Below are 24,493 nucleotides of genomic sequence, written 5' to 3'. Positions count from 1 at the left end.
ATCTCCGATGCGACGGACTTGTCGCGGCTTCACGCTGATCGAACTGCTGGTGGTGATCGCCATCATCGGCGTCCTGATTGCCCTGCTGTTGCCCGCCGTGCAGAGCGCCCGCGAGGCGGCGCGGCGGGCCCAGTGCACGAATAACCTCAAGCAGATCGGGCTGGCCCTGCACAACTACCATGACACGTGGGGCCGCTTCCCCATGGGCTCGGTGCAGGTGGCCACCCCCAACGGCGCATACCGGCGGCCGTTCCTCGCCTCGCTGCTGCCGTTCCTGGAGCAGCGGAACCTCTTCGAGAGCTACAACTACGACCTGAGCTTCCAGCGCGTCGAGAACGAGACGACCCGGGCCTCGATCGTCTCGGTCTTCAGCTGCCCCTCGGACGAGCAGCAGGTCTTCACCAACAACGGCGGCTCCGTCGACGACGTGAAGGGCAGCTACGGCGTCAACTGGGGACAGGACACCTACGGCAATCAGGTCCTGCCGGCGCCGTTCGGCCTGAACTACGGCGCGACCTTCGCCGAGATCCGCGACGGCACGACCCAGACGTTCCTGATTGCCGAGCTGATCCAGGCGCCGCACCCGCCGGGGCAGCCGGTGAGCGTCATCGACCGCCGGGGCCGGATCTGGAGCGACCAGCCCTCCTCGCACCAGATCTCGACCCGGCTGGGGCCCAACAGCCCGGCCGGCGACTACGGGGCCTGCTGGGACCGGCCGGACATCGGGGCGCCGTGCATCCGCAACGTCGGCCAGGGCCAGGCCCACCACATCGCCTCGCGGGGCCAGCACCCCGGCGGCGTCAACCTCCTGCTCGCCGACGGCTCCGTCCGGTTCATCAAGGACGCCATCGACCTGGCGACCTGGCGGGCGCTGAGCAGCCGCGCCGGCGGCGAGGTCATCAGTGGAGACCAGTACTGATGCGCACCGGACGAAAGAGCCATCGGACCGGCCTCGGCGTCCTACTCGCCGCGGCGGCGTTGGGCGTGACGGGCCCGGGATGCGACGGCGGCGGCGATCCGGGCCGGCTCGCCGTCTCGGGCCGAGTGACCCTCGACGGGCAGCCGCTCGACGACGCCGCCATCACCCTGCTGCCCCTCGCCGACGGCCCGACGGTCGGCGGCAAGATTGAGGAGGGCGAGTTCCGCATCGCCCACGCCGATGGGCCGACACCGGGCCCCTACCTGGTCGAGGTCCACGCGATCCGCCCGACCGGCCGGGTCGTCGAGCACCCCGACCTCTGCGGGGAGACGATGGAGGAGACCGAGGACATCATCCCCGAGCGATTCAACCGCGGCGGTGCCCCGCGAATCGAGGTCGCCGCCGAGAGCGAGAACCGTATCGACATCCCGATCACCTCGCGCTGAACGGCCGGGGGACGACACAGGAGTACCGAATTGCAGCGCTCGAAGATATGGGGCCTCGCCGCCCCGCTCGCGATCGTCGCGGCCGGCCTCGGTCCCGGCGACCACGCCGAAGCCTCGGCCCCCCAGGAGCGGCCGAACGTGCTGTTCATCGCCGTCGAAGACCTGAACGACTGGACCGGCTTCCTCGGCGGCCACCCACAGGCGCGGACGCCGAACCTCGACCGCCTCGCCGCCCGCGGCGTGAGCTTCACCCGCGCCTACTGCTCGGCCCCGGCCTGCAACCCGTCGCGGACGAGCCTGCTGACCGGGCTGCGGCCGTCGACCACCGGCGTCTACCACAACGACCAGCCCTGGCGGCCGGTCCTGCCCGACGCCGTCACCCTGACGGATCACTTCGCCGCGGCAGGCTACGACGTGGCCGGCGGCGGAAAGATCTTCCACAACAGCTTCAACGACCCCGACGCCTGGCCCGAGTGGTTCAAGGCCGGCGACCATCCCGAGCCCGACGAGACGCCCGTCAACGGCATCCCCGGGGCGGGCCACTTCGACTGGGGCCCGGTCGACGTGCCCGACGAGGCGATGGGGGACCACCGGACCGTCTCCTGGGCGATCGACCGGCTCGACGACGACCGCGACCGCCGATTCTTCCTCGCCGTCGGGCTGATCCGGCCGCACCTGCAGTGGTACGTCCCCCGGGGCTACTTCGAGCACTACCCGGTCGATGGCATCTCCCTGCCCGAGGCGCCTGCCGACGACCTCGACGACGTGCCGGCCGCCGGCGTGGCAATCGCCAGGCCGGATGGCGACCACCGCAAGGTCCTGGAGGCCGGGCAGTGGGAGGAGGCGGTGCAGGGCTACCTCGCCAGCATCGAGTTCGCCGACGCGCAGGTCGGCCGGCTGCTGGACGCCCTGGAGGCGAGCGGCCTCGCCGACGAGACGATCGTCGTCCTGTGGGGGGACCACGGCTGGCACCTGGGCGAGAAGCAGCACTGGCGAAAGTTCGCCCTCTGGGAGGAGGCAACGCGCGTCCCCCTGATCATCGCCGCCCCGGGCGTCGCGGCGCACGGCGGCCGGTCGGGTCGGCCCGTGTCGCTGATGGACCTCTACCCGACGCTGGTCGAGCTCTGCGGCCTGCCGCAGAAGCCCGAGCTGGAGGGGGAGAGCCTCGTCCCGCTGCTGAGGGACCCGGCCTCGCCCCGGGCCACGCCCGCGATCACGACCCACGGCCGGGCCAACCACGCGGTCCGCACCGAGCGGTGGCGCTACATCCGCTACGCCGACGGCTCTGAGGAGCTCTACGACCACGAGGCAGACCCGCAGGAATGGACGAACCTCGCCGACGACCCCCGATGGGAGGGGCAGAAGCGCGACCTCGGTCGCTGGCTCCCCCCGAGTGATGCACCGTACGCCCCCCGTCGGCGGGACGACGGCCGTCGTGACGGGATCCGGTCGCGGCCCGACGCCCCGGGATCGGGGGGAGCCGGCCGGCGATGAGGGGGACCGTCGCTACCGGGCCGGCGATCGCCGGCCCGGTAGCCGGGCTCCCCCTCGCGCCTCGGGCCGGGCATGGCGTCCGGGGGCGAATGGCGTCCGGGGGCGAATGGCATCCGGGGGCGAGATGAGCCGGCCCCCCCGGGGGCCGGCCCCCCGATCGCGGCGGCCCCTGGACCGTCGGCGTCTCCGGCGGCGACGATGAGGGGCCGGGGTCGCATCGGATGGAGGCAAGCCGCCGGACGTCCCGATCCACGCCCCAGGCCGGGCGACGTCACCACCGCCGATGATCGCGAGCCGCCCGGACGACGACACGAGGCCGATCCCCGAGGCCGCGGGCCCCGACGCGAGGGGCGCCGAGACGCCCCGGCGGCCGTCGAGGGGCGGCGGCGGGGGCGGGGAGGTCGATGCCGTGCGGCGGGTCGCCCGGATGGGAGCCACCTGATGCCCGGCCCGGCCCTCGCGCTGGCAGCGACCTTCGCCCTCGCCTCGGCGGTCGGCGTGGTCACCGGGGCGACCTCGCTGGTCACCGTCCCGGCCCTGCTGGAGGCCGGCATCGACCCCCACGTCGCCGTCGCGACCAACATGCTGGCGCTGGTCGGCCTGAGTCTCGGGGGCGCCATCCCGCTGCTCCGGGGAGGGGCGGCCCGGGGGGAGCGGCTCGCCCCGCTCGTCGCCCTCACCGCGGTCGGCTCCCTCGCGGGGGCCCTGCTCCTGCCCGCCCTCCCGACCCGGGCGGTGCCGCTCCTCGTCGCCGCGTCGATGATCGCGATGACGGCCTTCCTCCTCGTCGACCGGGCCGCGCCGTCCGGCCGCCCCCGGGCGGCCGGCGTGGCGACGGCGACCGACCCACGCCGCCTCGCGGCCCTCGCCGCGACGCTGCTGCTGGGGGCCTACGGGGGGCTCTTCAGCGGCGGTTATGTCACCTTGCTCACGGCCGCCTATGTCACCCTGCTCCGCATGGACTTGCGGCGGGCGGTGGCCGTCACCAAGGTGATAAACCTCGTCTCCTCACTCGTCGCCACGGCGGTCTTCGCCGCCTGGGGGCTGGTCGACTGGCGGCTCGGCCTCGTGCTCGGGTCGGCGAGCTTCGCGGGGGGCCTCGGCGGCGGTGCGGTCGCCGCTCGGGTCGACCGACGCCTGCTCCGGGGGGCCTTCCTGCTCGGCGTCGCCGTCCTGGCGGCCCGGCTCCTGATCCGGGTAGCAACCGCCGGCTGACGCAGGGTCGCTCGCCGCCGCCCCCCGCCAAGAGCCCCCGGGACGGGACCGGGCCGGGACGACCGGGTCACGGGACGCTTGTTCATTCCTGGCCATCACGCCGGAGGGGAATTCCGTGAAATGAAACGGAATCCCGCGAAATACGACGGCCATTTTCCTCGATATTTCGCAGTTTCCATGAGCAAGGGGACATTATCCGTTTGATTTCAAAGAATTGGCCGCGATGCCACTGATTTTTCGGCGTGGCCCTCCGATTGCTCCCAGTCCGACCGGGACTGATGCACGACCCAAGGCGAAGGGCCCGTCCATGTCGGATGCCTCCCGGAGCGATCGACGCGAGCGGCCCGGCGCCGAGGACCGGCGGTTCTGGCCATGCCTGGCCGTCGGGATGGCCTCGCTGATTGCCTGGCGGGCCGCGAGCTTCGTGCCGGCCTTCCCGGTCCGCGGCCAGGTCCTCGTCGGCGGCGAGCCCGCTGCTGGGGCGGTCGTCGAGTTCCACCCACTGGGACGCTTCGGCCTGCCTCTGGGCCGGCCGAGGGCGTGGACGCGGGCCGACGGGTCCTTCGAGCTGGCGGGGGAAGACCGGGTCGGCACGCCGGCCGGCTCGTATGCCGTCACCGTCGTCTGGAGGGAGCCGCTGGATCTCGTCGGCGAGCCCGCCGCCGGCCCGAACCGAGCCCCCGACGCCTATGCCCGCCCCGAGACGACCCCGCTGCGTGCCGTCGTGGCCGCCGGGGCGAACCGCCTTCCCCCGTTCTCCATCGACGCGACCCCGGCCCGGCCGGACGCGACCCATGCCCCGCGAGGGATGATCGACCGATGACCGACGCCCATGACCGCCGACGGACCGAGGAGGTCCGCCCCGTACTCGGCCCCCATCCCCACATCGGCCGGCTCCTGGCGCCCGTCGCGCTGGCCGCGCTGGGCCTGGCCGGCTGTTCCTCGGGGGATCGCGTCGCGACCTACCCGGTCGCCGGTCGGGTCGTCGTCGGGGGCGAGCCGGCCGCGGGGGCCTTCGTGGTCTTCCACCCCGTCGCGGCCCCGGTCGCCGAGGGTGCGGGCAATCCGTCGGCCCAGGTCCGCCGGGACGGCTCGTTCGCCCTGACCACCTTCGACGAGGCCGACGGCGCCCCGGCCGGCGACTACGCCGTCACCGTGCAGTGGCGGAAGCTCATCCGCAACGGGGCCGACGCCCTGCCCGGGCCCGACATTGTCCCCCCCGACTATGCCCGGCCCGAGACCACGCCGCTGAAGGCCATCGTGGTCGAGGGCGAGAATCCGTCCGCCGAATTCCGCATCGAGGCCGCGCGACGCCGGTGAGTCGGTCGTGCGGCACTCCCCGGACGTCTCCCCCTTCCCTCTCGGATCCGAAAGAAGGACCCATGCGACGGCTCCCCTCCAGGAAGACTGCCTTCACGCTGATCGAGTTGCTGGTGGTCATCGCCATCATCGGCATCCTCATCGGCCTCCTGCTGCCCGCCGTGCAGAGCGCCCGCGAGGCCGCCCGACGCGCCCAGTGCGTCAACAACCTCAAGCAGCTCGGCATCGCCGCGCACAACTTCCACGACGTCAATGGACAGCTGCCCTCCAGCATCCGGCCGCCGGGGCTGACCCCCAGGCCGCGCATCGCCGCCATGACCCTGCTGCTGCAATTCATGGAGCAGCGCCCGGTCTACGAGAGCATGAACTTCGACTACTCCTGGGGGGCCCGGGAGAACTCGACGACCGTGCTGACGAAGATCGACACCTTCCTCTGCCCCACCTCGCCCGAGCCGGATCGCCTCGACGGCATTCCGGAGATCAGCCCCTTCGTGGCGAACGTCACCGCCGTGACCGACTACTCGCCGACGATCGGTGTCGACCCGAGGCTCGTCACCGCCGGGCTCGTCGACATCGACGGCAAGGGGATCATGGTCAAGAATGAGAAGCCCCGCTTCGCCGACGTGAAGGACGGCCTCTCCAACACGATCATGCTCGCCGAGTCGGCCGGGCGGCCGTTCCTCTACCGCAAGGGGGGCAACCTGGTCAGCGCCGACCTGGTGGCGCGCCGGGTCAATGCGGGCGGCTGGTCGCGGCCGGCCAGCGACTTCAGCGTCGACGGCTCCTCGGCCGGCGGCACGCCGCTGCCGGGGCCCTGCCCGATGAACTGCACCAACGGCGAGGACGTCGGCGGCGACCAGTTCCCCCACCCCTATTACGGCACCGAAGGCACGTCCGAGGCCTTCGCCTTCCACCCCGGCGGGGCCAACTTCCTGCTGGGAGACGGCTCGGTCCGATTCATCAAGGAGACCGTGAGCATCCGGGTGTTCGCCGCCCTGGTGACCCGCCACGGCGGCGAGGTCCTCTCGGCCGACCAGTACTGACCCCGGGCCGGCCCGATCGACACCGGGCCGAGGCCGCCCCCCGCCGACCGCGGGGGCGGCCACGGCCATCTTCGAAGGATGCTGGGATGAAGCGATTTTATCTCGTTGCGATGATCGGCGTGGCCGCGGCGCCGGGCGGCTGCGCCCCGCGGGCGGGCCGGGACGCCGACACGCTGAAGCTCGGTGCCTATTCGGTCGTCCGCGAGGCCTTCCACGACGGCCTCCTCCCCGCCTTCGCCGCCGAATGGAAGGCTCGCACCGGGCGCGACGTCCGGTTCGAGGAGTCGTACAACGCCTCCGGGGCGCAGGCCCGGGCCATCGCCGCCGGCTTCGACGCCGACGTCGCCGTGCTCTCCCACCCCGGCGACATGGGGCTGCTCGTCGAGGCCGGCAGGGTCGACCCTTCCTGGGACGACAGCCCGGACGCGGGCATCATCACCCGCAGCCTGGTCGTCATCGGCGTCCGGCCGGGCAACCCCAAGGGGATCGCCGACTGGCCCGACCTGGCCCGGCCCGGCGTCGGGGTGCTCTATCCGGACCCGAAGACCTCCGGCGGCGCCCGCTGGAACATCAACGCCATCTACGGCTCGGCCGTGCTCGGCGGCGGGGCGGATGGCTCGGCCGACCGGGAGGCCGCCCGGGAGCTGCTGGCGGAGGTCCAGGCCAACGTCGTGAACATGGACCCCTCCGGCCGCCAGAGCATGGCCAACTTCGAGCGCGGCACCGGCGACGCGGTCATCACCTACGAGAACGAGCTCCTCCTCCGGCGCCGGGAAGGGCTGGAGATCCCCTACGTCGTCCCGCCGGCCACGCTGCGGATCGACGGGCCGGCGGCGCTGGTCGAGTCCTCGGTCGAGGCGCACGGCAACCGCGAGCTGGCCGAGGCGTTCCTCGAGTTCCTCCGATCGGCGGGTGGCCAGGCGATCCTGGCCGACTACGGGTTCCGGCCGGTCGCCGAGGACGCCCCGGCCGATGAGGGCTCGCCGCGGCCGCCGAGGCTCTTCACCATGGCCGACCTCGGCGGCTGGGACGCCGTCCAGGAGGAAGTCTACGGGCCGGAGGGGATCTGGACCTCAATTTTCACGGCACAAGCGGGGGGACGCTGAGGCCATGGCCCGACTCTCGTCCACCGCCGCGCCCGACCCTGGCCCCCTGCTGCTCCGGGGGGCGACGCTGTCGTACCTCGGACTGATGGTCGTGCTGCCGCTGATCGCCCTGGCCGTGCAGGCCGCCAGGCCGGGCGGCCCGGCGTTCCTGGAGGCGTTGCGCGACCCGTTCGCGCTGCACGCGCTGAAGCTGACGTTCCTCACGGCGGCGGCCATGGTCGTCATCAACTCCGTCATGGGGACGGCCGCCGCCTGGGTGCTCGTCCGGTATGAGTTCCCCGGCAAGGGGCTGGTCAACGCCCTGATCGACCTGCCCTTCGCGGTGCCGACGGTCGTCACCGGGGTCATGCTGGTCGTGCTCTACGGGCCCAACAGCGTCGTCGGGGCCATCCTCGGGCGCTTCGGCTGGGCGGTAATCTACGAGAAGCCGGGGATCATCCTCGCCCTGCTGTTCGTCAGCTACCCGTTCGTCGTCCGCAGCGTGCAGCCGGTCCTGCTGGAGCTGGACCGGGCCGAGGAGGAGGCGGCGGCCACGCTCGGAGCCGGTCCGGTCCGCACCTTCCTCCGGGTCACGCTCCCGGCCCTCTGGCCGGCGGTCGTGACCGGCTCGGCCCTGTCGTTCAGCCGGGCGCTGGGCGAGTTCGGCAGCGTCGTGCTCGTGGCCGGCAACAAGCCGATGCAGACCAAGACGGCGCCCCTGTACATCTTCGGCGAGATCGAGGGGGGCAATGCCCACGGGGCGATGGTCGTCTCGGTGGTCCTGCTCGCCAGCTCGCTGGGGATCCTGATCGGCCTGAACCGGCTCCAGCGGGGTAAGGAGGAGGTCAGTCATGGCCACTGACAGGCCCGCCCTCGAGCTCGCCGTCGTCCCGAACAAGCCCGGAAGCCTGCCGATCGGCCGCTGGCTGCTGACCGGGCTGGTGCTCGGCTGGTTCGCCCTGCTGGTCCTGGTGCCGGCCGGGGCGCTGGCCCGCCAGGTCGTCTTCGGGGGGCTCAGGCCGTTCGTCGAGGCGCTGGGCTCGGCCGAGGTGTTGCGGTCCTTCGGGCTCTCGCTGGGGATCACCGCCGTGGCCACGGCGGTCAACACCGCCTTCGGCGTCGGCTTCGCCCTGGTGCTGGTCCGGCACCGGTTCCGGGGCCGGGGCCTGGCCGACGGGCTGGTCGACCTGCCGTTCGCCGTCTCGCCGGTCGTCGCCGGGCTGATGCTGGTCGTGCTGTACGGGCCCGACGGCTGGGTCGGCCGCTGGGCCGAGGCCGCCGGGGTGCGGGTCGTCTACGCCCTGCCGGGCATGATCCTGGCGACGACCTTCGTCACCCTCCCCTTCGTCGTCCGGGAGATCGTGCCGGTGCTCCGGGCCGTCGGGGTCGACCAGGAGGAGGCCGCCGCCATCCTCGGCGCCGGCCGCTGGACGACCTTCCGGCGCGTGACCCTGCCGACGATCCGCTGGGGCCTGGCCTACGGCGTGACGCTGACCGTCGCCCGCTCGCTCGGCGAGTTCGGCGCCCTGATGGTCGTCTCCGGCAACCTGATCGGCCGCACCCAGACGGCCACGATCTACATCCACGACGGGGTCGAGAGCTTCCGGCCCGAGGGGGCCTACGCCGCCAGCCTGGTGCTGGCGGCCTTGTCGTTCATCCTGCTGGTAGGCATGGAGCGGATCCGCGCCCGGATCGCCGCCCGCGAGGAGTGACCCGCAATGAGCGTGCTGACTGCCCCCGATCTCCGGCGAGCGGCCGCATGGGCCCCGCCATCCGAGGAGGAGCCCGAGGTGGGAATCCTGGTCCGCGACCTCGCCAAGCGGTTCGGCGCGTTCCGCGCCGTCGACGGCGTCTCGTTCGCCGTGCCGGCCGGCCAACTGGTGGCCCTGCTCGGGCCGTCCGGCTCTGGCAAGAGCACCATCCTGCGGATCATCGCCGGCCTGGAGGCGGCCGACTCGGGCTCGGTCGAGCTGACCGGCGAGGACGCCACGGCCCTGCCCGTGCAGCGCCGGGGCGTCGGCTTCGTCTTCCAGCACTACGCCCTGTTCCGGCACATGACCGTCCGCCAGAACATCGCCTTCGGCCTGGAGGTGCAGAAGCGGCCGAAGGCCGAGGTCGCCGCCCGGGTGGATGAGCTGCTCGAGCTGATCCAGATGTCCGGGTACGCCGGCCGCTACCCGACGCAGCTCTCCGGCGGGCAGCGGCAGCGCGTCGCCCTGGCGCGGGCGCTGGCGCCGAGGCCGAAGGTCTTGCTTCTGGACGAGCCGTTCGGCGCCCTCGACGCCCGGGTCCGAGACGAGCTGCGGACCTGGCTGCGCCGGCTGCACGACGAGGTCCACGTCACCAGCCTCTTCGTGACGCACGACCAGCAGGAGGCCTTCGAGGTGGCCGACCAGGTGGTCGTGCTCAACCGCGGCCGGGTCGAGCAGATGGGGCCGCCGCAGGAGCTGTACGAGCGGCCGGCCTCGCCGTTCGTGGCCGAGTTCCTCGGCACGGTGAACGTGCTCCGCGGCCGCAGCCGGGGCGGCGTCGCCGTGCTGGACGGCGGGGCGGTCGTCCCGCACGGCGCGGCCGAGGGCGACGGGCCGGTGTCGGTCTACGTCCGGCCGCACGACCTGGAGGTCGACCGCCAACGCAACGGCCACCCGAGCTGGCCCGGCACGGTGCGGCGGCTGGTCCCGCTGGGCGGCCACGTCCGGCTGGAGGTGGCCCTGGCCGACGGGACCGAGGTGCGGGTCCAGCTCGGCCGTGATCGCCAGGCCGAGCTGGCGCTGTCCGCCGGCGACGAGATCTACATCACGCCCCGGGAGCTGAAAGTCTTCCACGCCGCCGAGCCGATGGCCCCGGAATACGTCATTTGAGGGCCAGTCCGTCGCCACGATGAGTCGCCCGGTTGCTCTGCGAACGATGCGTGATCCGGCCCATCCACGCATCAGGCCCCTGTCCCGCGGAAAACCCGCGTCGAATGCCGCCCACACCGCTTCCGAACGGCACGTCCGCGGTCCGGCGCGGCCTCGGATCGACGGAGACCTATTCGTCGCGGTTTGGCGTGGAATTACTGGCACCGCAATGGGATGTGTCAATGTCGATCGCCGGCCGGCTGCCGCGGGGTTGCGTCCTTGCTCCTTGGTGACGCACCCGCTGCCGATCCCGTCACCCCGGCTCGATCGGCCCTCCCCTGCCCCGCGGGCCAAGCGGGCCCCCGCCCTTGGTCCGGTTCGGCGCTGCTCCGCCGGCACTGACACATTCTCCTCCGGCATCGACTTCGTCACCCATCGCCCCTCGACAGGGGGGCAGAAATTATGCCAGAATTGGCATGGAATGAGCACCGAACCTACCGACGAGCCGTAGCCCCTCTTCTGGGTGGGGTCCAGCCGGGACGACCTGCGGCAGTTCCCGCAGGAAGTCCGCCAGCCGGTCGGCTTCGCGCTGCGGCAGGCCCAGCTCGGCGGCAAGCACCGCGACGCCATAATCCTCAGAGGGTTCGGAGGTGCTGGGGTCCTCGAGATTGCCGAGGATCACGACGGGGACACGTACCGTGCCGTCTACACGGTCAAGTTCGCAGGGGCGGTGTACGTGCTCCACGCCTTCCAGAAGAAGTCGAAGAAGGGGATCAAGACGCCGGCGGCCGACTTGGAGGTCATCCGGCGGAGGTTGAGGGCAGCGGAGCAGGACCATGCGGGACGAACCTCGGAAGGTGGGCGAGGAGGCACCGGCGCCGGTGGCGGTTGAGCGATCCGGCGGGAACGTGTTCGCCGACCTGGGGCTGGAGGGCCCGGAGGAGCTGCTGGCGAAGGCGGACCTGGTGCACCGGATCTGCGAGCTGATCGCGGAGCGTGGGCTGACGCAGGTGCGGGCGGCGAAGCTGCTGGGGGTCGACCAGCCGAAGGTGTCGGCGCTGATGCGGGGCAATCTGGAGGGGTTCTCGACCGAGCGGCTGTTCCGGTTCCTCAACGCGTTGGGGCAGGACGTAGAGGTGGTGATCCGGCCGGCACGCGAGGGGGCCGAGGCGGACACGAGGGTCGTCTCGGCGTGAGGCCGAGGAGTCGTACGGCCGGCTCGCGCGGGGCCGGCGGCTCCACCCCTACCACTTGCGCTCGAACTCTTCCTGGATGTGGACGTCGGTGAAGTTGAGGTAGATCGCCGTGGTGTGCAGGCGGTCGTGGCCGAGGATCTTCTGGACGGTGGTCAGGCTGATCCCCTTCTGCAGGGCCATGGCGGCGAAGGTGTGCCGCAGGACGTGGGGGGTGACCTCGCGGGCGATGCCGGCGCGGTTGGCGACCTCCTTGACCAGGTCCTGGGCCCGGCGCTTGCCGAGGGGGAACTGCTGCTCCAGGGCGAAGTAGGCCTCCAGGAGCCTGCGGACGCGGGGGGACATGGGCACGACGCGGAGCTTGCTCCGCTTGCCGTAGGGCCCGCCCTTGCCGCGGATGCGGAGCTGACGCTGCTGCCAAAGGACATCCTTGGAGGCCAGGTCGCAGAGCTCGCCGACGCGGTGGCCGGTGTCGAGGAGGGTCCAGACGACGAGTCGTTCGTTAGGCTTGTCGCAGGCGTTGGCGAGGCGGTCGGCCTCGTCGGCGGTGAGGGGCTCGCGGACGAATTGATAGGTCATGACCCCTTCCGACCCGTGCGTGCTCAGGATCGTGGGACACAGGGATTGCGTCTTCCACGATCCAGATTATCGCTGGGGCGACGGCCTGGAAAGGGTCTTCATGCCGGGAGATACGAAGGTGACAAACCTACCAAGAGCGGTGCGTTTCCTGCCCCAATTGACGCAGTTGGGCATCCGCCTCATCAGGCGATGAGGCGTGATCAGCGAATCAGCCACGCGTCTCCCATCGGGACGCCGGCCGGGCGGGCGCCGGCCCCGAGCCGTCTCCTGGCCGACGTCAATCAGCCGGACAGCACGGCGTCGACCAGCCGGGCCCACTCGGTCTGAAGACGAATGCGCCTCGGCTTCGCCGCACCGGCGGCCACCCCCGCCGCCTCGGCCTCCGTCACGGCGGACGGCGACGCCCGCAGCCCCACCGACGCCTCTCCTCCCCGCGTCGCCCACCAGGACCATCCCGGGGCCGCCGGCAGGCCGACCGAATCGGCGGTCCCCAGCGCCGCCGAGGCCCCCCGGCCGTCCGAAGAGCGGAGGATCGCGAAGCGGGCCGCGCCGTCGAGCGGGCTGAAGCCGTAGACGGCGACGTCGGTGCGGCCGTCGCCGTCGGAGTCGGCCGCGAGCGGCGCGTCCTGCTCGCCGCCGAAGGCGACCGGGAACGCGCCGCGGGCCCGCGAGAAGGTCGCGTCGTTGGGCCCCGACGGCAGGATGCCGAAGCGGATGAGGCCGTCGAGCGGGCTGAAGCCGTAGACCACCACGTCGTCGCGGCCATCGCCGTCGTAGTCGCCGACGACCGGCCCGTCGCCGGCGCCGCCGAAGGGCACGGCGAAGCCGGCCGCCGGGTCGCCGGTCGGGCGGATGGCGAAACGCGAGGAGCCGTCGCGCGGGCCGGGGCCGTAGACGGCCAGGTCGGCGCGACCGTCGCCGTCGAAGTCGCCGGCCAGGGGCGTGTCGTCGGGCCCGCCGAAGGGGACGGCGTAGGCGCCGGCCGGGTCGGCGGCGGGCCGGACGGCGAAGCGGGCGATGCCGTCGGGGCCGGGGCCGTAGACGGCCAGGTCATCGACCCCGTCGCCGTCGAAGTCGCCGATAACGGGCCGATCGCCGGGCCCGCCGAAGGCCACGGCGCGGGCCGCGCCGTCGGAGGAGCGGAGGTAGGCCAGGCGGTTGATGCCGTCGGGCCCGGGGCCGTAGACGGCCGGGTCGGCGATCCGGTCTCCGTCGAAGTCGGCGACGACGGGCCGGTCGCCGGGCCCGCCGAAGGCGAGGGCCCGGGTGCCGCCGGCGGACAACTCGATGGTGAAGCGGCCGAGCCCGGCGGCCGGGTCGAGGGCGTAGGTGGCGCGGTCGGAGCGGCCGTCGCCGTCGGAGTCGGCGGGTGCGGGCCGCCGGGGGCGGCCCACGGCGGTCGTGACCGGCCCGACGGTCAGGCGTCCGAGGGTGGTGGAGGCCTCGATGGTGTCGATGCCGGCGCGGCGGCCGGGGTAGGAGAAGCGGACATGGCCGTCGGCATCGGTGCGGCCGTCGGCCGGCGCGACGACGCCCGTCGCGGCGGAGTTCGGGCCGGCGACGATGCGGAAGGCCACGGGGATGCCCGCCAACGGCCTCCCGTCCTGATCCAGGACCGTGGCCGTGACCGTCCGCGCCTGGCCGACGAGGCCCGTGACCGTGGCCGGCGCCAGGACGATCGACGCGACCACGTTGGTCAGGGCGAAGGGGACCTCGCCGGCCCCGGCCGCCCGGGCGGTGACGGCGTAGGCCCCGCCGACGCCGTTGGCCGTCGCGGTGACGCCCGCCCGGCCCGCGGCGTCGATGGCCGCGGGGCTGCCTTCGAGGACGGCGGAGGCCCCGGTCGGGGGAGAGGCGAAGGTGACCCGGCCGCCCGCGGTCGGCTCGGCGAAGGGGCTGGCGACGGCGAGGGCGAGGGGCTCGGGGAAGGGGGTCGAGGCCGGCGTCACCTGCCGGTCGCCCGCGGCGATGGCGAGCGAGAAGCCGCGGGACTCGAAGGCGCCGATGTCGGGGGCCGAGCCCTGCGGCCGGGGGACGCCGCGCTGGTCGGCGGCCACGCCCGCGACGGGGATGGCGGCGTCGATGGCCGGGCTGCCGGGCAGCAGGGCGTGGGTGGGGGTCGGGCCGCCGTAGGCGCCCAGCGGGGCCAGCAGCGGGTCGATGTCGACCCGGTCGGTGGGGTCGAGCGCGAGGGCCGGGGCGTCGGTGAGGAGGTTGTGGCCCCGGGAGACGAGCGCGCCGCCGAGGACGGCGAGGGTCCCGCCCCCGGCGTCGCCGAAGATGCTGGAGGCGATCGTGAGGGTCGATCCCTCGCCGTCGGTCGCGATCCCGCCGCCGTCCCCCCCGGCCGAGTTGTCGGCGAGGGTGGAGGCGGTGACCGTCAGCGTCCCGGCGTTGCCGATCCCGCCGCCGCGGGCGACCCCGCCCCAGGGGCTGCCCGGGTCGATGGTGGCCGAGTTGCCGCTGAGGGTGGAGGCGGTGACCGTCAGCGTCCCGGCGTTGTCGATCCCGCCGCCGAGGCTGCTGCCGCCCATCAGGGCGTCCTGGACGTGGGCGGTATTGCCCATCAGGGTGGAGCGGGTGAGCTCGAGCGTGCCGGCGTTGCGGATCCCGCCGCCGCGGCCGCTCCCGACGAAATTGCCCCGGGCCGAGTTGCCGCTGAGGGTGGAGTCGATGACCGCCAACGTGCCGGAGTTGTCGATCCCGCCGCCGCTGCCGCTGCCGCCGACGAGCTTGTAATCACCTAAGCCGGTAGCCAGATTGCCGCTGAGGGTCGTGGCGACGACCGTCAGGGTCCCGGAGTTGTAGATCCCGCCGCCGCGACCATGGCTGCCGAGGACCTCCGACCGGCTATAGGCCGCGTTGTCGCGGACGGCGCAGTCGCGGACCGTCAGGGTCCCGGAGTTGTGGATCCCGCCGCCGCGACCATGGCTGCCGAGGACCTCCGACCGGCTATAGGCCGTGTTGCCGCGGACGGCGCAGTCGCGGACCGTCAGGGTCCCGGCGTTGTCGATGCCGCCGCCGGAGAGGGCCCAGCCGCCGGCGATCGTCAGCCCGGAGATCGTGACCACGGAGCCCTGGGGGACGGCGAAGATGCGGAACGTGGGCGTCCCCGGCTCGGCGCCGCGGGCCACCGTGAGCACCGAGGCCCCCGGGCCGGCCAGGTCGCAGGCCGAGGATAGCTCCGGCAGGGCGCCGGACAGGGCGATCGTCCCGGTGAGCGAGGGGGCGAACTCGATCGTATCCCGGGCCGGGTCGAGGTTGGCCAGCTCGATGGCCGAGCGGAGCGTGCCGGGGCCGGCGTCGGCCAGGCTGGCGACCGGGATCATGGCCAGGAGCCGGCGGGGCTCCATCGGCTCGGGCCGGGGATGGGCGGGGTGGGTGCGGCGATCGGTTCGGCCTGCTCGCCGCCGCGTCGTATTGGGGGACATCGTCGACCTCCCGTGGTCGGCGGGGCCCGGCGTCGGGCCCGGCCGCAAGGGCACATGGGGGGGATGCCGGCATGAAGAAGGCCCCGGACGCGCGGGGGTCCGCACGCCGGGGCCGCCATAGCCGGGGCCGCGCTGCCCGTCGGGAGCACGCGACCACAATGCCCAGCGTAATCGCGACACAAGCGTGCGTCAATTTCCTGGTCATCAGAACACGTTGAACTATCCATGATGGAAATCTCTTCGGCTCATGGGGCCGAATCCATGCTCGGGGGTCTCCCCAGCAGGACTCGCAGGAATTCATCGGTGACGGACTTAATCTCGAACCTCCACTGGAAGACCGCCTGATACCGGGCCAGGTACCACTCGCTCACGCCGTAGAACCGCCTCAGGAAGTCCCGGACGTGTGTCCGGATCCCCTCCTGCGTGCCGCAGTGCACCTCGCGGACCCCGTCCCCGTCGTCGTCCCGCGCCCAGGTGGACTTCGGCCCCCAATGGTCCACCGTCACGCGCACCCGCCCCATCCGGGGCAAGCCGTTGTACCCCTTCCACTCGTCGGTGTCGACCACCGTCCCCTCCAACGTCGCGCAGTCGATGACCTCCTCCAACTCCGCCGCGTTGGCGTGACCCAGGACCTCCGAGCGGAATTCACCCGACCGCCGCCCGACCACGCCGGCGATCGGCGGGCGGTCATCGGCGAAGGTGCCGTGCCCGCGGCGGCGATTGGCCCGCCGCCGCGGCGGGTCGGCCGGGTCGCGATGCGGGATGCCTTTCTTCCCCCGCGTCCTGATCCATCTCGTCGGCCTCGACCACGGCGTCATCCAGCGGGTTGCGGTCCAGCCCGAGCCGGGCGTTGTCCTGGAGCCGGCGCCGCAGCTCCAGCAGGTGCTTGCGGTCGCAGCCCGGCTCGCGCGCCATCCGGGCGGTGGGCTCGCCCGTGGCGACGCCGTGGAGGATCAGCAGCAGTTGGCCGGGGCGGCGGTGCGTCCCCTGCAGGGCGGCCCCGGTCCAGGCGTTGAAGACCCGGCCGCGATGACCGCACTGGTACTCCAGGACCGGCTCCCGGTGGCGGCTGCGGATGCCCAGCCGCTCCCGTCGGCCGCACCTGGGGCAGGCCAACCCCCCGGGGTGCAGCAGTTCGACCAGCTTGCGGTAGCAGGCGTCCTCGTCCAGGAAGTCGATCAGGGGGAGGTCCATGGCGGGGCCCTCCGCGTGATGCGACGGATCTCCCTCGATGCGAACGCCTTCGGAAACGGTCGTCAAGATGCCGGGCACGGATTCGGCCCCATGAGCCAATCTCTTCTGTATAGATGATTCGGCGATGGCAATCGGGTTCGGATGCCGGGGCACTCCGAGCGAGCCAGAGTGCCGCTCTCGGGTTTGCCCCGCCGGCGGGCCCTGTCCCGGTGAGCCGACTGACCGGAACTGGCTGCGTCCTCCGCCCCCATCCACGCAAGCGGGCCCGAAGGGCTGAAAACCCAGGGAAATCGGGGCTGTCGCATCAGCCGATTTTATCAACTCCGATTCATTTTGCCCTGGAATCAAGGAGTGCTGAATCTGTCTGCACGATGACAAAACCGCTGACGGCGCAAGGAGAACCGCCCAGGTCCCCGTCAACGGGGCGCCCGGGCGGCTCGCTTCCAGCCCGAGGAGACGCACCGCCAGCGCGATCGGAGGTGCGGTCGCCGGCCACCGACGTCCCTGCCACTTCTCGCAAGCAGCCCGACCAGCTCGGAGCGATCAGGGTGATGAGATCGGCCTCGCCCTGCCCGGCGATCGGCCGTCGGCCCTGCCCCGCCGGGAGACTCGACGCCAGGATGGAGATGATAGTGGGACGCTCGTCGATCCGAAGCCCTGGCGAGGCATCAGGACCATGAACCTCATCCTCGAGGCCCTCCGCAGCCTCGGTGATCATCTCCGACGCCCGGTGGCCGACACGCCCGGCGACCCGGATGCCCCGCCGGCTCCCGGGCCCCGGCCCCCCGTCCCGCGCGAGCTGGCCGGCCGCTGGATCGCCTGGTCGGCCGACGGGCGACGCATCGTCGCCTCGGGCACCACCCTCGACGAGGCCCGTCGCCGGGCCGGAGAGGCGACCTCCGAACGCGTCTCCTTCGAGCGTCTCGGCTCGGCCCCCCCAACCGAGCCCGCGCGCCCGACCCGCTGATGCGCTTCGGCTACCAGCCTTTCGAGGCCCAGCCGACCCCGGCGGACCCCTCCCCGGTCATCTACCGCCCCGCCGTGCTGGTCCGGGTCCGCGGCCTGCCCGGCGAGCTGGACCTGTGGGGCATCCTCGACACCGGTGCCGTCGAGTGCGTGCTGCCGTTCGAGGTGTACGAGGCGGTCGAGGCGGCTCGGCGGGGCGACGACGTCGGGAACCTGGTCGACGCCGGCGGTCGCCATCGGGTCCTGGAGTACGGGACGGTGGGGGTGGAGGTGGCCATCAAGGGTCGTCCACTGCGGTGGTCGGCCAAGGTGGCTTTCGACCGGGGTCGGGCGGACGAGGCGTCGTGGGGTCACCTCGGCTTCCTGCAGTACTTCAACGCGACGTTCAATGGCCCGGAACGACACGTGACGCTCCGGCCGCGCGGCGACCGGCCGCCGCCGATCCTGGGCCGTTGAGCAGCCCAATGCGGCGGCCCGATGCCCATGCAACTGCCGAGGCCTTCGGTCGCCTCAATCGCCTGCACTTTCTGCCTCGATTGACGCAACGCCAGGCCGGGCGGCTGGATGAGCCGCGGCTCGTCTGCCGCCCCGAGCGGCGTCCCCGGCGAGCCCGTGCGAAAATCCGACCGACCCATGGAGACGATCAGCTCCGGGTCTCACTCTAAGGGGATTGAAAGGACAAAACTCTTCCGTATCCTGAGACCTTCGCACCAGGAGATCAAGGAGATACGCAGATGCGGCCCAGCCCCGAGATGATCCCCGTCCTCATCGATGCCGCCAAGGCCCTCAAGGGCAGTCCGAAGCGAGTCTTCATGGCCAAGACCGTCGCAGCGATGGGGCGGGGTGGACAACGCTGGGCCCAGGAGCATCTCGGCTGGTGCCGGGAGACCATCCGCAAGGGCACGCACGAACTCCGCTCGGGCATGACCTGCGTGGACGCCTTCTCGGCCCGCCGTCGCAAGCCCGCCGAGGAGCACTTGCCCCGACTCCTCGATGACATCCGCAGCATCGCCGACGGGCAGAGCCAGGCCGACCCCAAGTTCCAGACCAAGGGGCTCTTCACCCGGATCAGTGCCGCCGAGGTCCGACGCCAGTTGATCGCCACGAAGGGCTACACCGACGAGGAGTTGCCCACCCAGCAGACCATCAACACCAAGCTGAACCTGCTGGGCTATCGCCTCTCCAGGGTGGCCAAGTGCCGCCCCCAAAAAGAGTCCCGCAGACCGATGCCATCTTCGATCAACTGAAGGCGGTCAACCCCGAGGCGGATCGGGCCAGGGGCACCCTGCGGCTCTCGATCGACGCCAAGGCGACGGTGCATGTCGGCCCCTTCTCACGGCGGGGCCGGAGCCGGACCGGCACGAAGGCGGCGGATCACGACTTCAAGCCCGTGGCGACGCTGACCCCCTTCGGCATCTTCCTGCCCGAGCACGACGACCTGTGGCTGTACATGGCCCGGTCGAAGGTCACCAGCGACTTCATCGCCGATCGCCTGGAGCAATGGTGGGAGGGCGTCCGCCTGCGGTTCCTGCGGGTCAAGACGCTGGTGATCAACCTGGACAACGGCCCGGAGAACCACAGCCGGCGGAGCCAGTTCCTCAAGCGGATCGTGGCCTTCGCCCGCAAGTATCGCCTGGTGGTGCAGTTGGCGTACTACCCGCCGTACCACAGCAAGTACAACCCGATCGAGCGGTGCTGGGGCGTGCTGGAGATGCACTGGAACGGGTCGCTGCTGGACTCGGTGGAGGCGGTGTTGGGATTCGCCCGATCGATGACCTGGAAGCGGAAGCACCCGGTGGTCAGCCTGGTGGAGACGACCTACGCCAAGGGGGTCAGGCTGAAGCCCGAGGAGATGGAGGCGTTGGAGGCCGAGGTGATCCGCCTGCCGTCGCTTGAGAAGTGGTTCGTGAAGATCCCTCGTAAGCGAGGCAGGCCACGGAAGACGTAGCTTCTTTCTGGTGCCTAAGAGGATATGGGAGATGAAATCGTCGGGATCGACGACGGGACCGGTGAGCAGGTCCGGCGGGCTGCCGCCGGCGACGAGGCCGCCCTGTGCGCCCTGCTCGACGCGCACCGCGATCGCCTCAAGCGTATGGTCCGCCTCCGGCTCAGCCGCCGGCTGGCCGGCCGCGTCGACGACTCGGACGTCCTCCAGGAGGCGTTCGCCGAGGTCGCCCGCCGGCTGCCCGAGTACGCCCGGGAGCCTCGGCTGCCGCCGTCCCTCTGGCTGCGGCATCTGACGGCCCTGAAGCTGGCCGAGGTGCACCGCCGCCACCTGGGCACGCAGCTGCGCGACGCTGACCGCGAGGTCACCCTGCACCGCGGCGGCCTGCCCCCGGCCGACGGCGCCACGTTGGCGGCCCAGCTGCTGGGCACGCTGTCGACGCCCTCGCAGGCGGCGATCAAGGCCGAGACGCGCCTGCTGGTGCAGGAGGCGCTCAACGCCATGGACATGGTCGACCGCGAGGTCCTGGCCCTGAAGCACTTCGAGCAGCTCAGCACGGCGGAGGTCGCGAAGGTGCTCGGCCTTTCCAAGGCGGGGGCCGGAAGCCGCTACATCCGGGCGATCAGGCGCCTACGCGCAATCCTGGAGCAGATCCCCGGCTTCGATGCGTTCTGATGCCCGAAGACGACGGGGGATCGGCCCCGTCGGGTAGAGGAGGCGACGATGGCGATGTCCGGCTCAGAGTCGCGGTCGGCGGCGGTGCTGGGGCTGGCCGAGGAGTTCCTCGACCGCTACCGCCGGGGCGAACGGCCCCCGCTCCGGGAGTACATCGAGCGCCATCCCGAACTGGCCGCCGAGATCCGCGAGGTGTTCCCGGCCGTGGCCCTGATGGAGAAGGTCGCCATCGCCGACGACTCGCTCGCCGGCGACCCGACCGGCGACGCGCCGGCCCGGGCGGCGGAGGCGCCGGAGCGGCTGGGCGACTACCGAGTCCTGCGCGAGGTGGGCCGGGGTGGCATGGGCGTCGTCTACGAGGCCGAGCAGGAGAGCCTCGGCCGCCGCGTCGCCCTGAAGGTGCTGGCGTCGCCGACGCAGGCCGACCCCCAGCAGGTCCTGCGGTTCCGCCGCGAGGCCCGCTCGGCGGCGAAGCTGCACCACACCAACATCGTCCCGGTCTTCGGCGTCGGCGAGGAGGCGGGGCGGCAATACTACGTCATGCAGTTCATCACCGGCCTGGGGCTGGACGAGGTGCTCGACGAGCTGAAGCGGCTGCGATCGCGGGGGGCCGGCGCCGAGCCGGCCGGCGCCGGGCCGCCCACCCGGGCGGGGAAGTCGGCGGCCGAGGTCGCCCGCTCGCTGCTGACCGGGTCGCCCGATCCCGCGGGGGTGACGGCGACGGCATCGGGGGCGGCCGGGAGGACGGCGGCGTCCCCCGAGGCGGCTGGGGGCGGGGGCGGTTCCTCCTCGGTCACCCTGCCGGGCGAGGCTGACCTCTCGACGGCCGCCGAGTCGGCCCGGCGGTACGCCCGCAGCGTCGCCCGGATCGGCGAGCAGGTCGCCGAGGCGCTCGACTACGCCCACGCCCAGGGGACGCTGCACCGGGACATCAAGCCCAGCAACCTGCTGCTCGACGCCCGGGGGGGCGTCTGGGTGACCGACTTCGGCCTGGCCAAGGCGGCCGGCGACGACGACCTGACGCACACCGGCGACCTCGTGGGCACGCCCCGCTACATGGCCCCCGAGCGCTTCGCCGGCCGCTGCGACGCCCGCGCCGACGTCTATGCCCTGGGCCTGACGCTCTACGAGCTGCTCGCCCTCCGCCCGGCCTTCCCGGGCGCCGACCGGCATGACCTTATCCGCCGGATCACCCAGGAGGGGCCGCCCCGGCTCCGCCGGCTCGACCCGGCGGTGCCGCGCGACCTGGCGACGATCGTGCACAAGGCGATCGAGCGGGACCCGGCCCACCGCTACGCGGCTGCCGGGTCGATGGCCGAGGATCTGCGCCGCTTCCTCGAGGGCCGCCCGATCCGCGCCCGGCGCGTGCCGGCCCCCGAGCGGCTGGCGCGCTGGGCCCGACGCAACCCGTGGCTCGCGGGCATGGCCGCCGCCGTCCTCGTCCTGCTGGTGGCGATCGACGTCGTCGCCTTCGCCCTCACGCGTCGGGTGCAGGCGGAGGCCCGGCGGGCCGAGGAGACGGCGCGTCGGGAAGTGAGCCTGCGTCGGGATGTCGAGCGGCAGAAAGAGGAGCTGCTCTGGGGCAACTACGTCAACCTCGTCAACCGCGCCTACTTCGAGGTCACCCAGAACAACGTCGCCCGCGCCCGGGAGCTGCTCGATGATTGCACGGAGAACCTGCGCGACTTCGAATGGCACTGCGTCCGACGCCTCTGCCACCTCGCGGCCGGCACCCTCGGCGAGGCCGAGCAGTACGTCATGGGCCTCGCCTTCGCCCCAGACGGCTCGTGGTTCGTCTCGGCGGATGGGGACCAGTTCGAGCCGGGCCACGACGACCGGGCCTCGCTCGCGGTATGCGACGCCCGGTCGGGGGCGGTCCTGAGATCGATCGAGGTCAAGGGCTCGATCCGACGGGTCGCCGTCAGCCCCGACGGCCGCCGCATCGCCTACGCCGTGGGCTTCGGCAACGCCTCAAGGCCGGCCGCGGGCGACCCGACCGGCCGGGTGGTCGTCTGCGAGGCTGAGACGCTCGAGACCCGCTGGGACGCGCCGTCGCCCGAGGGCACCTGGGCCACGGACCTGGCGATCGATCCCGAGGGGAGATGGCTGCTCGTCGGCCATGCCCCCGCGGACTACCCGGATGACCCGTCTCCGGGCGGGGCGTCCCGCTACGACCTGGTCACGGGGGAGGCGACGCCGGGGTTCGCGGCCGATGTCGGCCGCGGCGTGACGGCCGTCGCCATCGGCCCCGACCGGCTGACCGTCGCCCTGGCGGGGCGCGGGTTCGTGGAGATCTGCGACGCGACGACCGGCGAGCGACTCCACGTGCTGGAGCCGGCGCCCGACCGATGGGTCAACGCCCTGGCCTTCAGCCCCGACGGCACCATCCTCGCGGCGGGCGGGTTCGATCGGACGACCCGGCTCTGGGAGGTCGCGTCGCGACGCCTGCTCGCGGAGGTCCCCGGCGAGGGGGGCTTCATCCAGGACCTCGCGTTCAGCCCCGACGGCCGATGGCTCGCCTCGGCCAGCGAGTCCAACGCGGTCGGCCTGATCGACGTGGCGTCCCGCCTTCGCGTGGACGAGTTCCGGGGGCACACCGCGTATGTCCTCTGCCTGGCCTGGCACCCCCGGTCCGACGCGCTGATCTCGGGGGGATGCGACCGGACGATCCTGTCGTGGGACCTAGTCACGAGCCGTCCGATCGTCAAGCCCGTCTCCGGCTGGGTGGCCCTTACCGGCTTCGACCCCACCTCCCCCCACTCCCGGATCGTCACCCAGACGCCGACCGAGGCGATGAACGACACGTTCACGCTCTGGGATCCGATCGACGGCTCGCCGATCGGCCCGGCACCGATCGGCGAGCCGGCCGGGCCGGTCGCCGGCACGGCGGAGGATCACGTCGGTGTCGCCTTCTTCGATCGAGAGGGCCGGCTGATCGCCTCACGCAACGGCTTCCACGCGATCACGATCCGAGAGGCCGGGACGAACCGGGTGGTCGGCCGGATTGTCGGGCCGGATGATGTGGAGATCGGCCCGGCGACCTTCGCGCACGGCGGGCGGTCGCTCATCACGACGTCGAAGGACGGCACCGTCGCCAGTTGGGACATCGCCACCGGCGAGCGCCACTGGGACACGGAGCTTGCAGGCTTCGCCCACGTCATCCCGTCCCCCGATGGCAGGCGCCTGGTCGCGTCCTCCTGGGAGGTGGGGAGGGGGTTCCTCCACATCCTGGACGCCCGGGACGGCGCGGTCATCCGGACCCTGCTGGACCGGCCGGGCGAGTTGCATGGGATCCCCGCCTTCAGCCCCGACGGCCGCCGGCTCGCCGTGGGCGACTGGGCGCACGAACGCAAGGCGATCCGGATCTTCGACCTGGAGACGGGCGCCTCCACCGACCTGGAGGGCCACACCGCGGACGTGTACCACGTCGCCTTCAGCCCCGACGGCCGCCGCCTGGCCTCGGCCAGCATGGACCGAACTGTCACCCTCTGGGACCTCGGCCGCCGCGAGCCGGTCTTCGCCCTGCGCGGCCACACGGCCGGGCCCTTCAACGTCGCCTTCAGCCCCGACGGCCAGCTCCTGGCCTCCACCGGCTTCGACCTGACCGTCCGCATCTGGGACGCCCGCCCGCCGGGTTGAGCACCCCGTGCCCGACGTCCCGCCGAGCCCGGCGGGCCACCCGCCGAAGGACCCGGGCCGGGGAGCCACGCCCGGATTGGTCGGGATCGTCGGAGGCCACCGGCGGGGCCCCGGCCCGACCATGGCGGGCATCCCGCGGACTCTCGGGAACCGGGCCGAGATCGCAGCGCTCGGCGAGGGCGTCCTGGCCCGGATTGATGGTTTTGGAGTGCGTGATCCGCCCGCAAAGACTCGGGCGGGCCCGACTGCCCCGCTCCCCCGTCGGACCCGAACCGTCGGATCTCCTCAGCCGGACCGGCATCGGCGGCCGACCTCCGACCCATCGGAGGGCTCCGGAAGGCGCAGCGAGTGCGTCCCCGGCGCCTGAAGGCGAAGGAGAACCCCCCGATCGCCCCGGTGGACGCCGTGGGTCGGGCCGTCGTGGACGGCCGCGGGGCCACCCCCGACCCGACCCGGGGCCCCGCCTCCATCGGCGGCCGTCGATGGGGTGCGCCCTGGCACCGGCTCGC

Annotated in this window: 22 protein-coding genes; 18 read left to right on the top strand and 4 right to left on the bottom strand. The window is 72.6% G+C overall.

From position 1 onward, the window contains the following. The first annotated feature begins 7 nt into the window (after positions 1–7). From ElP_RS34735 to ElP_RS34675, 13 genes are all read left to right on the top strand, one after another. Positions 8–919, top strand: coding sequence for a DUF1559 family PulG-like putative transporter (locus tag ElP_RS34735; RefSeq protein ID WP_145279324.1), 912 nt, complete (start codon positions 8–10; stop codon positions 917–919). Next, positions 919–1,365: a carboxypeptidase-like regulatory domain-containing protein gene (locus ElP_RS34730; protein WP_145279322.1), complete on the top strand. Its 447-nt coding sequence runs from the start codon at positions 919–921 to the stop codon at positions 1,363–1,365. The genes ElP_RS34735 and ElP_RS34730 overlap by 1 nt, the downstream gene beginning before the upstream one ends. Before the next feature lie 30 nt (positions 1,366–1,395). Continuing rightward, positions 1,396–2,859 (top strand): sulfatase, encoded by a 1,464-nt coding sequence (locus ElP_RS34725; RefSeq protein WP_231749911.1) that lies wholly within the window; start codon positions 1,396–1,398, stop codon positions 2,857–2,859. A gap of 441 nt (positions 2,860–3,300) precedes the next feature. Then, a complete protein-coding gene (locus tag ElP_RS34720) occupies positions 3,301–4,074 on the top strand; it encodes a sulfite exporter TauE/SafE family protein (RefSeq protein ID WP_145279320.1) in 774 nt (257 codons plus the stop codon). A 307-nt stretch (positions 4,075–4,381) separates the two neighbouring features. After that, complete coding sequence (locus ElP_RS34715; RefSeq protein ID WP_145279318.1) at positions 4,382–4,897, top strand: hypothetical protein; 516 nt, start codon at positions 4,382–4,384, stop codon at positions 4,895–4,897. Continuing rightward, the gene (locus ElP_RS34710) at positions 4,894–5,394 is read left to right on the top strand and encodes a hypothetical protein (RefSeq protein WP_145279316.1); all 501 of its coding nucleotides are present in this window, start codon (positions 4,894–4,896) and stop codon (positions 5,392–5,394) included. Before ElP_RS34715 ends, ElP_RS34710 begins: the two co-directional genes overlap by 4 nt. Before the next feature lie 62 nt (positions 5,395–5,456). Continuing rightward, entirely contained in the window at positions 5,457–6,437 is a 981-nt protein-coding gene (locus ElP_RS34705) for a DUF1559 domain-containing protein (RefSeq protein WP_145279314.1), read from the top strand. Positions 6,438–6,523: 86 nt separating this feature from the next. Next, positions 6,524–7,543, top strand: coding sequence for a sulfate ABC transporter substrate-binding protein (locus ElP_RS34700; protein WP_145279312.1), 1,020 nt, complete (start codon positions 6,524–6,526; stop codon positions 7,541–7,543). Positions 7,544–7,547: 4 nt separating this feature from the next. Continuing rightward, positions 7,548–8,384, top strand: coding sequence for a sulfate ABC transporter permease subunit CysT (cysT, locus tag ElP_RS34695; protein WP_145279310.1), 837 nt, complete (start codon positions 7,548–7,550; stop codon positions 8,382–8,384). Next, positions 8,374–9,234, top strand: coding sequence for a sulfate ABC transporter permease (locus ElP_RS34690; RefSeq protein ID WP_145279308.1), 861 nt, complete (start codon positions 8,374–8,376; stop codon positions 9,232–9,234). Before cysT ends, ElP_RS34690 begins: the two co-directional genes overlap by 11 nt. Positions 9,235–9,312: 78 nt before the next feature. Further along, positions 9,313–10,383: a sulfate/molybdate ABC transporter ATP-binding protein gene (locus ElP_RS34685; RefSeq protein WP_145279306.1), complete on the top strand. Its 1,071-nt coding sequence runs from the start codon at positions 9,313–9,315 to the stop codon at positions 10,381–10,383. A gap of 502 nt (positions 10,384–10,885) precedes the next feature. Then, the gene (locus ElP_RS34680; RefSeq protein ID WP_145279304.1) at positions 10,886–11,254 is read left to right on the top strand and encodes a type II toxin-antitoxin system RelE/ParE family toxin; all 369 of its coding nucleotides are present in this window, start codon (positions 10,886–10,888) and stop codon (positions 11,252–11,254) included. Beyond that, positions 11,199–11,558 carry a helix-turn-helix domain-containing protein gene (locus ElP_RS34675; RefSeq protein ID WP_145279302.1) on the top strand — a complete coding sequence of 120 codons (360 nt, stop codon included), beginning with the start codon at positions 11,199–11,201 and terminating at the stop codon, positions 11,556–11,558. The genes ElP_RS34680 and ElP_RS34675 overlap by 56 nt, the downstream gene beginning before the upstream one ends. Positions 11,559–11,606: 48 nt before the next feature. Here ElP_RS34675 and ElP_RS34670 read toward each other — a convergent pair whose 3' ends face one another. The 4 genes from ElP_RS34670 to ElP_RS40275 all read right to left on the bottom strand — a co-directional run bounded on the left by ElP_RS34670 (position 11,607) and on the right by ElP_RS40275 (position 16,759). Beyond that, a complete protein-coding gene (locus ElP_RS34670; RefSeq protein ID WP_145279299.1) occupies positions 11,607–12,134 on the bottom strand; it encodes a tyrosine-type recombinase/integrase in 528 nt (175 codons plus the stop codon). Positions 12,135–12,415: 281 nt separating this feature from the next. Beyond that, the gene (locus ElP_RS40875; protein ID WP_145279298.1) at positions 12,416–15,565 is read right to left on the bottom strand and encodes a choice-of-anchor Q domain-containing protein; all 3,150 of its coding nucleotides are present in this window, start codon (positions 15,563–15,565) and stop codon (positions 12,416–12,418) included. Between the two features lie 245 nt (positions 15,566–15,810). Then, the gene (locus ElP_RS34660) at positions 15,811–16,233 is read right to left on the bottom strand and encodes a transposase (RefSeq protein ID WP_390836203.1); all 423 of its coding nucleotides are present in this window, start codon (positions 16,231–16,233) and stop codon (positions 15,811–15,813) included. A 19-nt stretch (positions 16,234–16,252) separates the two neighbouring features. Beyond that, positions 16,253–16,759, bottom strand: coding sequence for a transposase (locus tag ElP_RS40275; protein ID WP_231749263.1), 507 nt, complete (start codon positions 16,757–16,759; stop codon positions 16,253–16,255). Positions 16,760–17,435: 676 nt separating this feature from the next. Between ElP_RS40275 and ElP_RS34655 the strand changes: the two genes are divergently transcribed. The 5 genes from ElP_RS34655 (at position 17,436) to ElP_RS34635 (ending at position 23,984) form a co-directional block, all read left to right on the top strand. Beyond that, positions 17,436–17,726, top strand: a complete 291-nt coding sequence (locus ElP_RS34655) for a hypothetical protein (RefSeq protein ID WP_145279294.1) — start codon at positions 17,436–17,438, stop codon at positions 17,724–17,726. Beyond that, the gene (locus ElP_RS34650) at positions 17,726–18,181 is read left to right on the top strand and encodes a hypothetical protein (protein WP_145279292.1); all 456 of its coding nucleotides are present in this window, start codon (positions 17,726–17,728) and stop codon (positions 18,179–18,181) included. The genes ElP_RS34655 and ElP_RS34650 overlap by 1 nt, the downstream gene beginning before the upstream one ends. Before the next feature lie 278 nt (positions 18,182–18,459). Further along, positions 18,460–19,673, top strand: a protein-coding gene (locus tag ElP_RS41505) for an ISAzo13 family transposase (RefSeq protein ID WP_390834704.1) whose coding sequence is annotated in 2 segments (ribosomal slippage) — positions 18,460–18,937 and positions 18,937–19,673 — 1,215 coding nt in all. Because the reading frame shifts where the segments join, the coding sequence is not laid out codon by codon here. A gap of 24 nt (positions 19,674–19,697) precedes the next feature. Continuing rightward, on the top strand, positions 19,698–20,345 hold the full coding sequence (locus tag ElP_RS34640; protein WP_145279290.1) for a sigma-70 family RNA polymerase sigma factor: 648 nt from the start codon (positions 19,698–19,700) through the stop codon (positions 20,343–20,345). Between the two features lie 54 nt (positions 20,346–20,399). After that, a complete protein-coding gene (locus ElP_RS34635) occupies positions 20,400–23,984 on the top strand; it encodes a serine/threonine-protein kinase (RefSeq protein ID WP_145279289.1) in 3,585 nt (1,194 codons plus the stop codon). The last annotated feature ends 509 nt before the right edge of the window (positions 23,985–24,493 follow it).

Source organism: Tautonia plasticadhaerens, assembly GCF_007752535.1.
Lineage (GTDB): Bacteria > Planctomycetota > Planctomycetia > Isosphaerales > Isosphaeraceae > Tautonia > Tautonia plasticadhaerens.
The sequence above is the reverse complement of the archived record's forward strand: the minus strand, read 5'-3'. Positions and strand labels throughout refer to the sequence as shown.

Coding starts and splice junctions, on each gene's coding strand:
- ElP_RS34670 (WP_145279299.1), bottom strand. CDS start 12,134: ATGACCTATCAATTCGTCCGCGAGCCCCTCACCGCCGACGAGGCCGAC.
- ElP_RS34655 (WP_145279294.1), top strand. CDS start 17,436: ATGAACCTCATCCTCGAGGCCCTCCGCAGCCTCGGTGATCATCTCCGA.
- cysT (WP_145279310.1), top strand. CDS start 7,548: ATGGCCCGACTCTCGTCCACCGCCGCGCCCGACCCTGGCCCCCTGCTG.
- ElP_RS34720 (WP_145279320.1), top strand. CDS start 3,301: ATGCCCGGCCCGGCCCTCGCGCTGGCAGCGACCTTCGCCCTCGCCTCG.
- ElP_RS34705 (WP_145279314.1), top strand. CDS start 5,457: ATGCGACGGCTCCCCTCCAGGAAGACTGCCTTCACGCTGATCGAGTTG.
- ElP_RS40875 (WP_145279298.1), bottom strand. CDS start 15,565: ATGTCCCCCAATACGACGCGGCGGCGAGCAGGCCGAACCGATCGCCGC.
- ElP_RS34700 (WP_145279312.1), top strand. CDS start 6,524: ATGAAGCGATTTTATCTCGTTGCGATGATCGGCGTGGCCGCGGCGCCG.
- ElP_RS34690 (WP_145279308.1), top strand. CDS start 8,374: ATGGCCACTGACAGGCCCGCCCTCGAGCTCGCCGTCGTCCCGAACAAG.
- ElP_RS34710 (WP_145279316.1), top strand. CDS start 4,894: ATGACCGACGCCCATGACCGCCGACGGACCGAGGAGGTCCGCCCCGTA.
- ElP_RS34675 (WP_145279302.1), top strand. CDS start 11,199: ATGCGGGACGAACCTCGGAAGGTGGGCGAGGAGGCACCGGCGCCGGTG.
- ElP_RS34650 (WP_145279292.1), top strand. CDS start 17,726: ATGCGCTTCGGCTACCAGCCTTTCGAGGCCCAGCCGACCCCGGCGGAC.
- ElP_RS34735 (WP_145279324.1), top strand. CDS start 8: ATGCGACGGACTTGTCGCGGCTTCACGCTGATCGAACTGCTGGTGGTG.
- ElP_RS34640 (WP_145279290.1), top strand. CDS start 19,698: ATGGGAGATGAAATCGTCGGGATCGACGACGGGACCGGTGAGCAGGTC.
- ElP_RS40275 (WP_231749263.1), bottom strand. CDS start 16,759: ATGGACCTCCCCCTGATCGACTTCCTGGACGAGGACGCCTGCTACCGC.
- ElP_RS34635 (WP_145279289.1), top strand. CDS start 20,400: ATGTCCGGCTCAGAGTCGCGGTCGGCGGCGGTGCTGGGGCTGGCCGAG.
- ElP_RS34715 (WP_145279318.1), top strand. CDS start 4,382: ATGTCGGATGCCTCCCGGAGCGATCGACGCGAGCGGCCCGGCGCCGAG.
- ElP_RS34730 (WP_145279322.1), top strand. CDS start 919: ATGCGCACCGGACGAAAGAGCCATCGGACCGGCCTCGGCGTCCTACTC.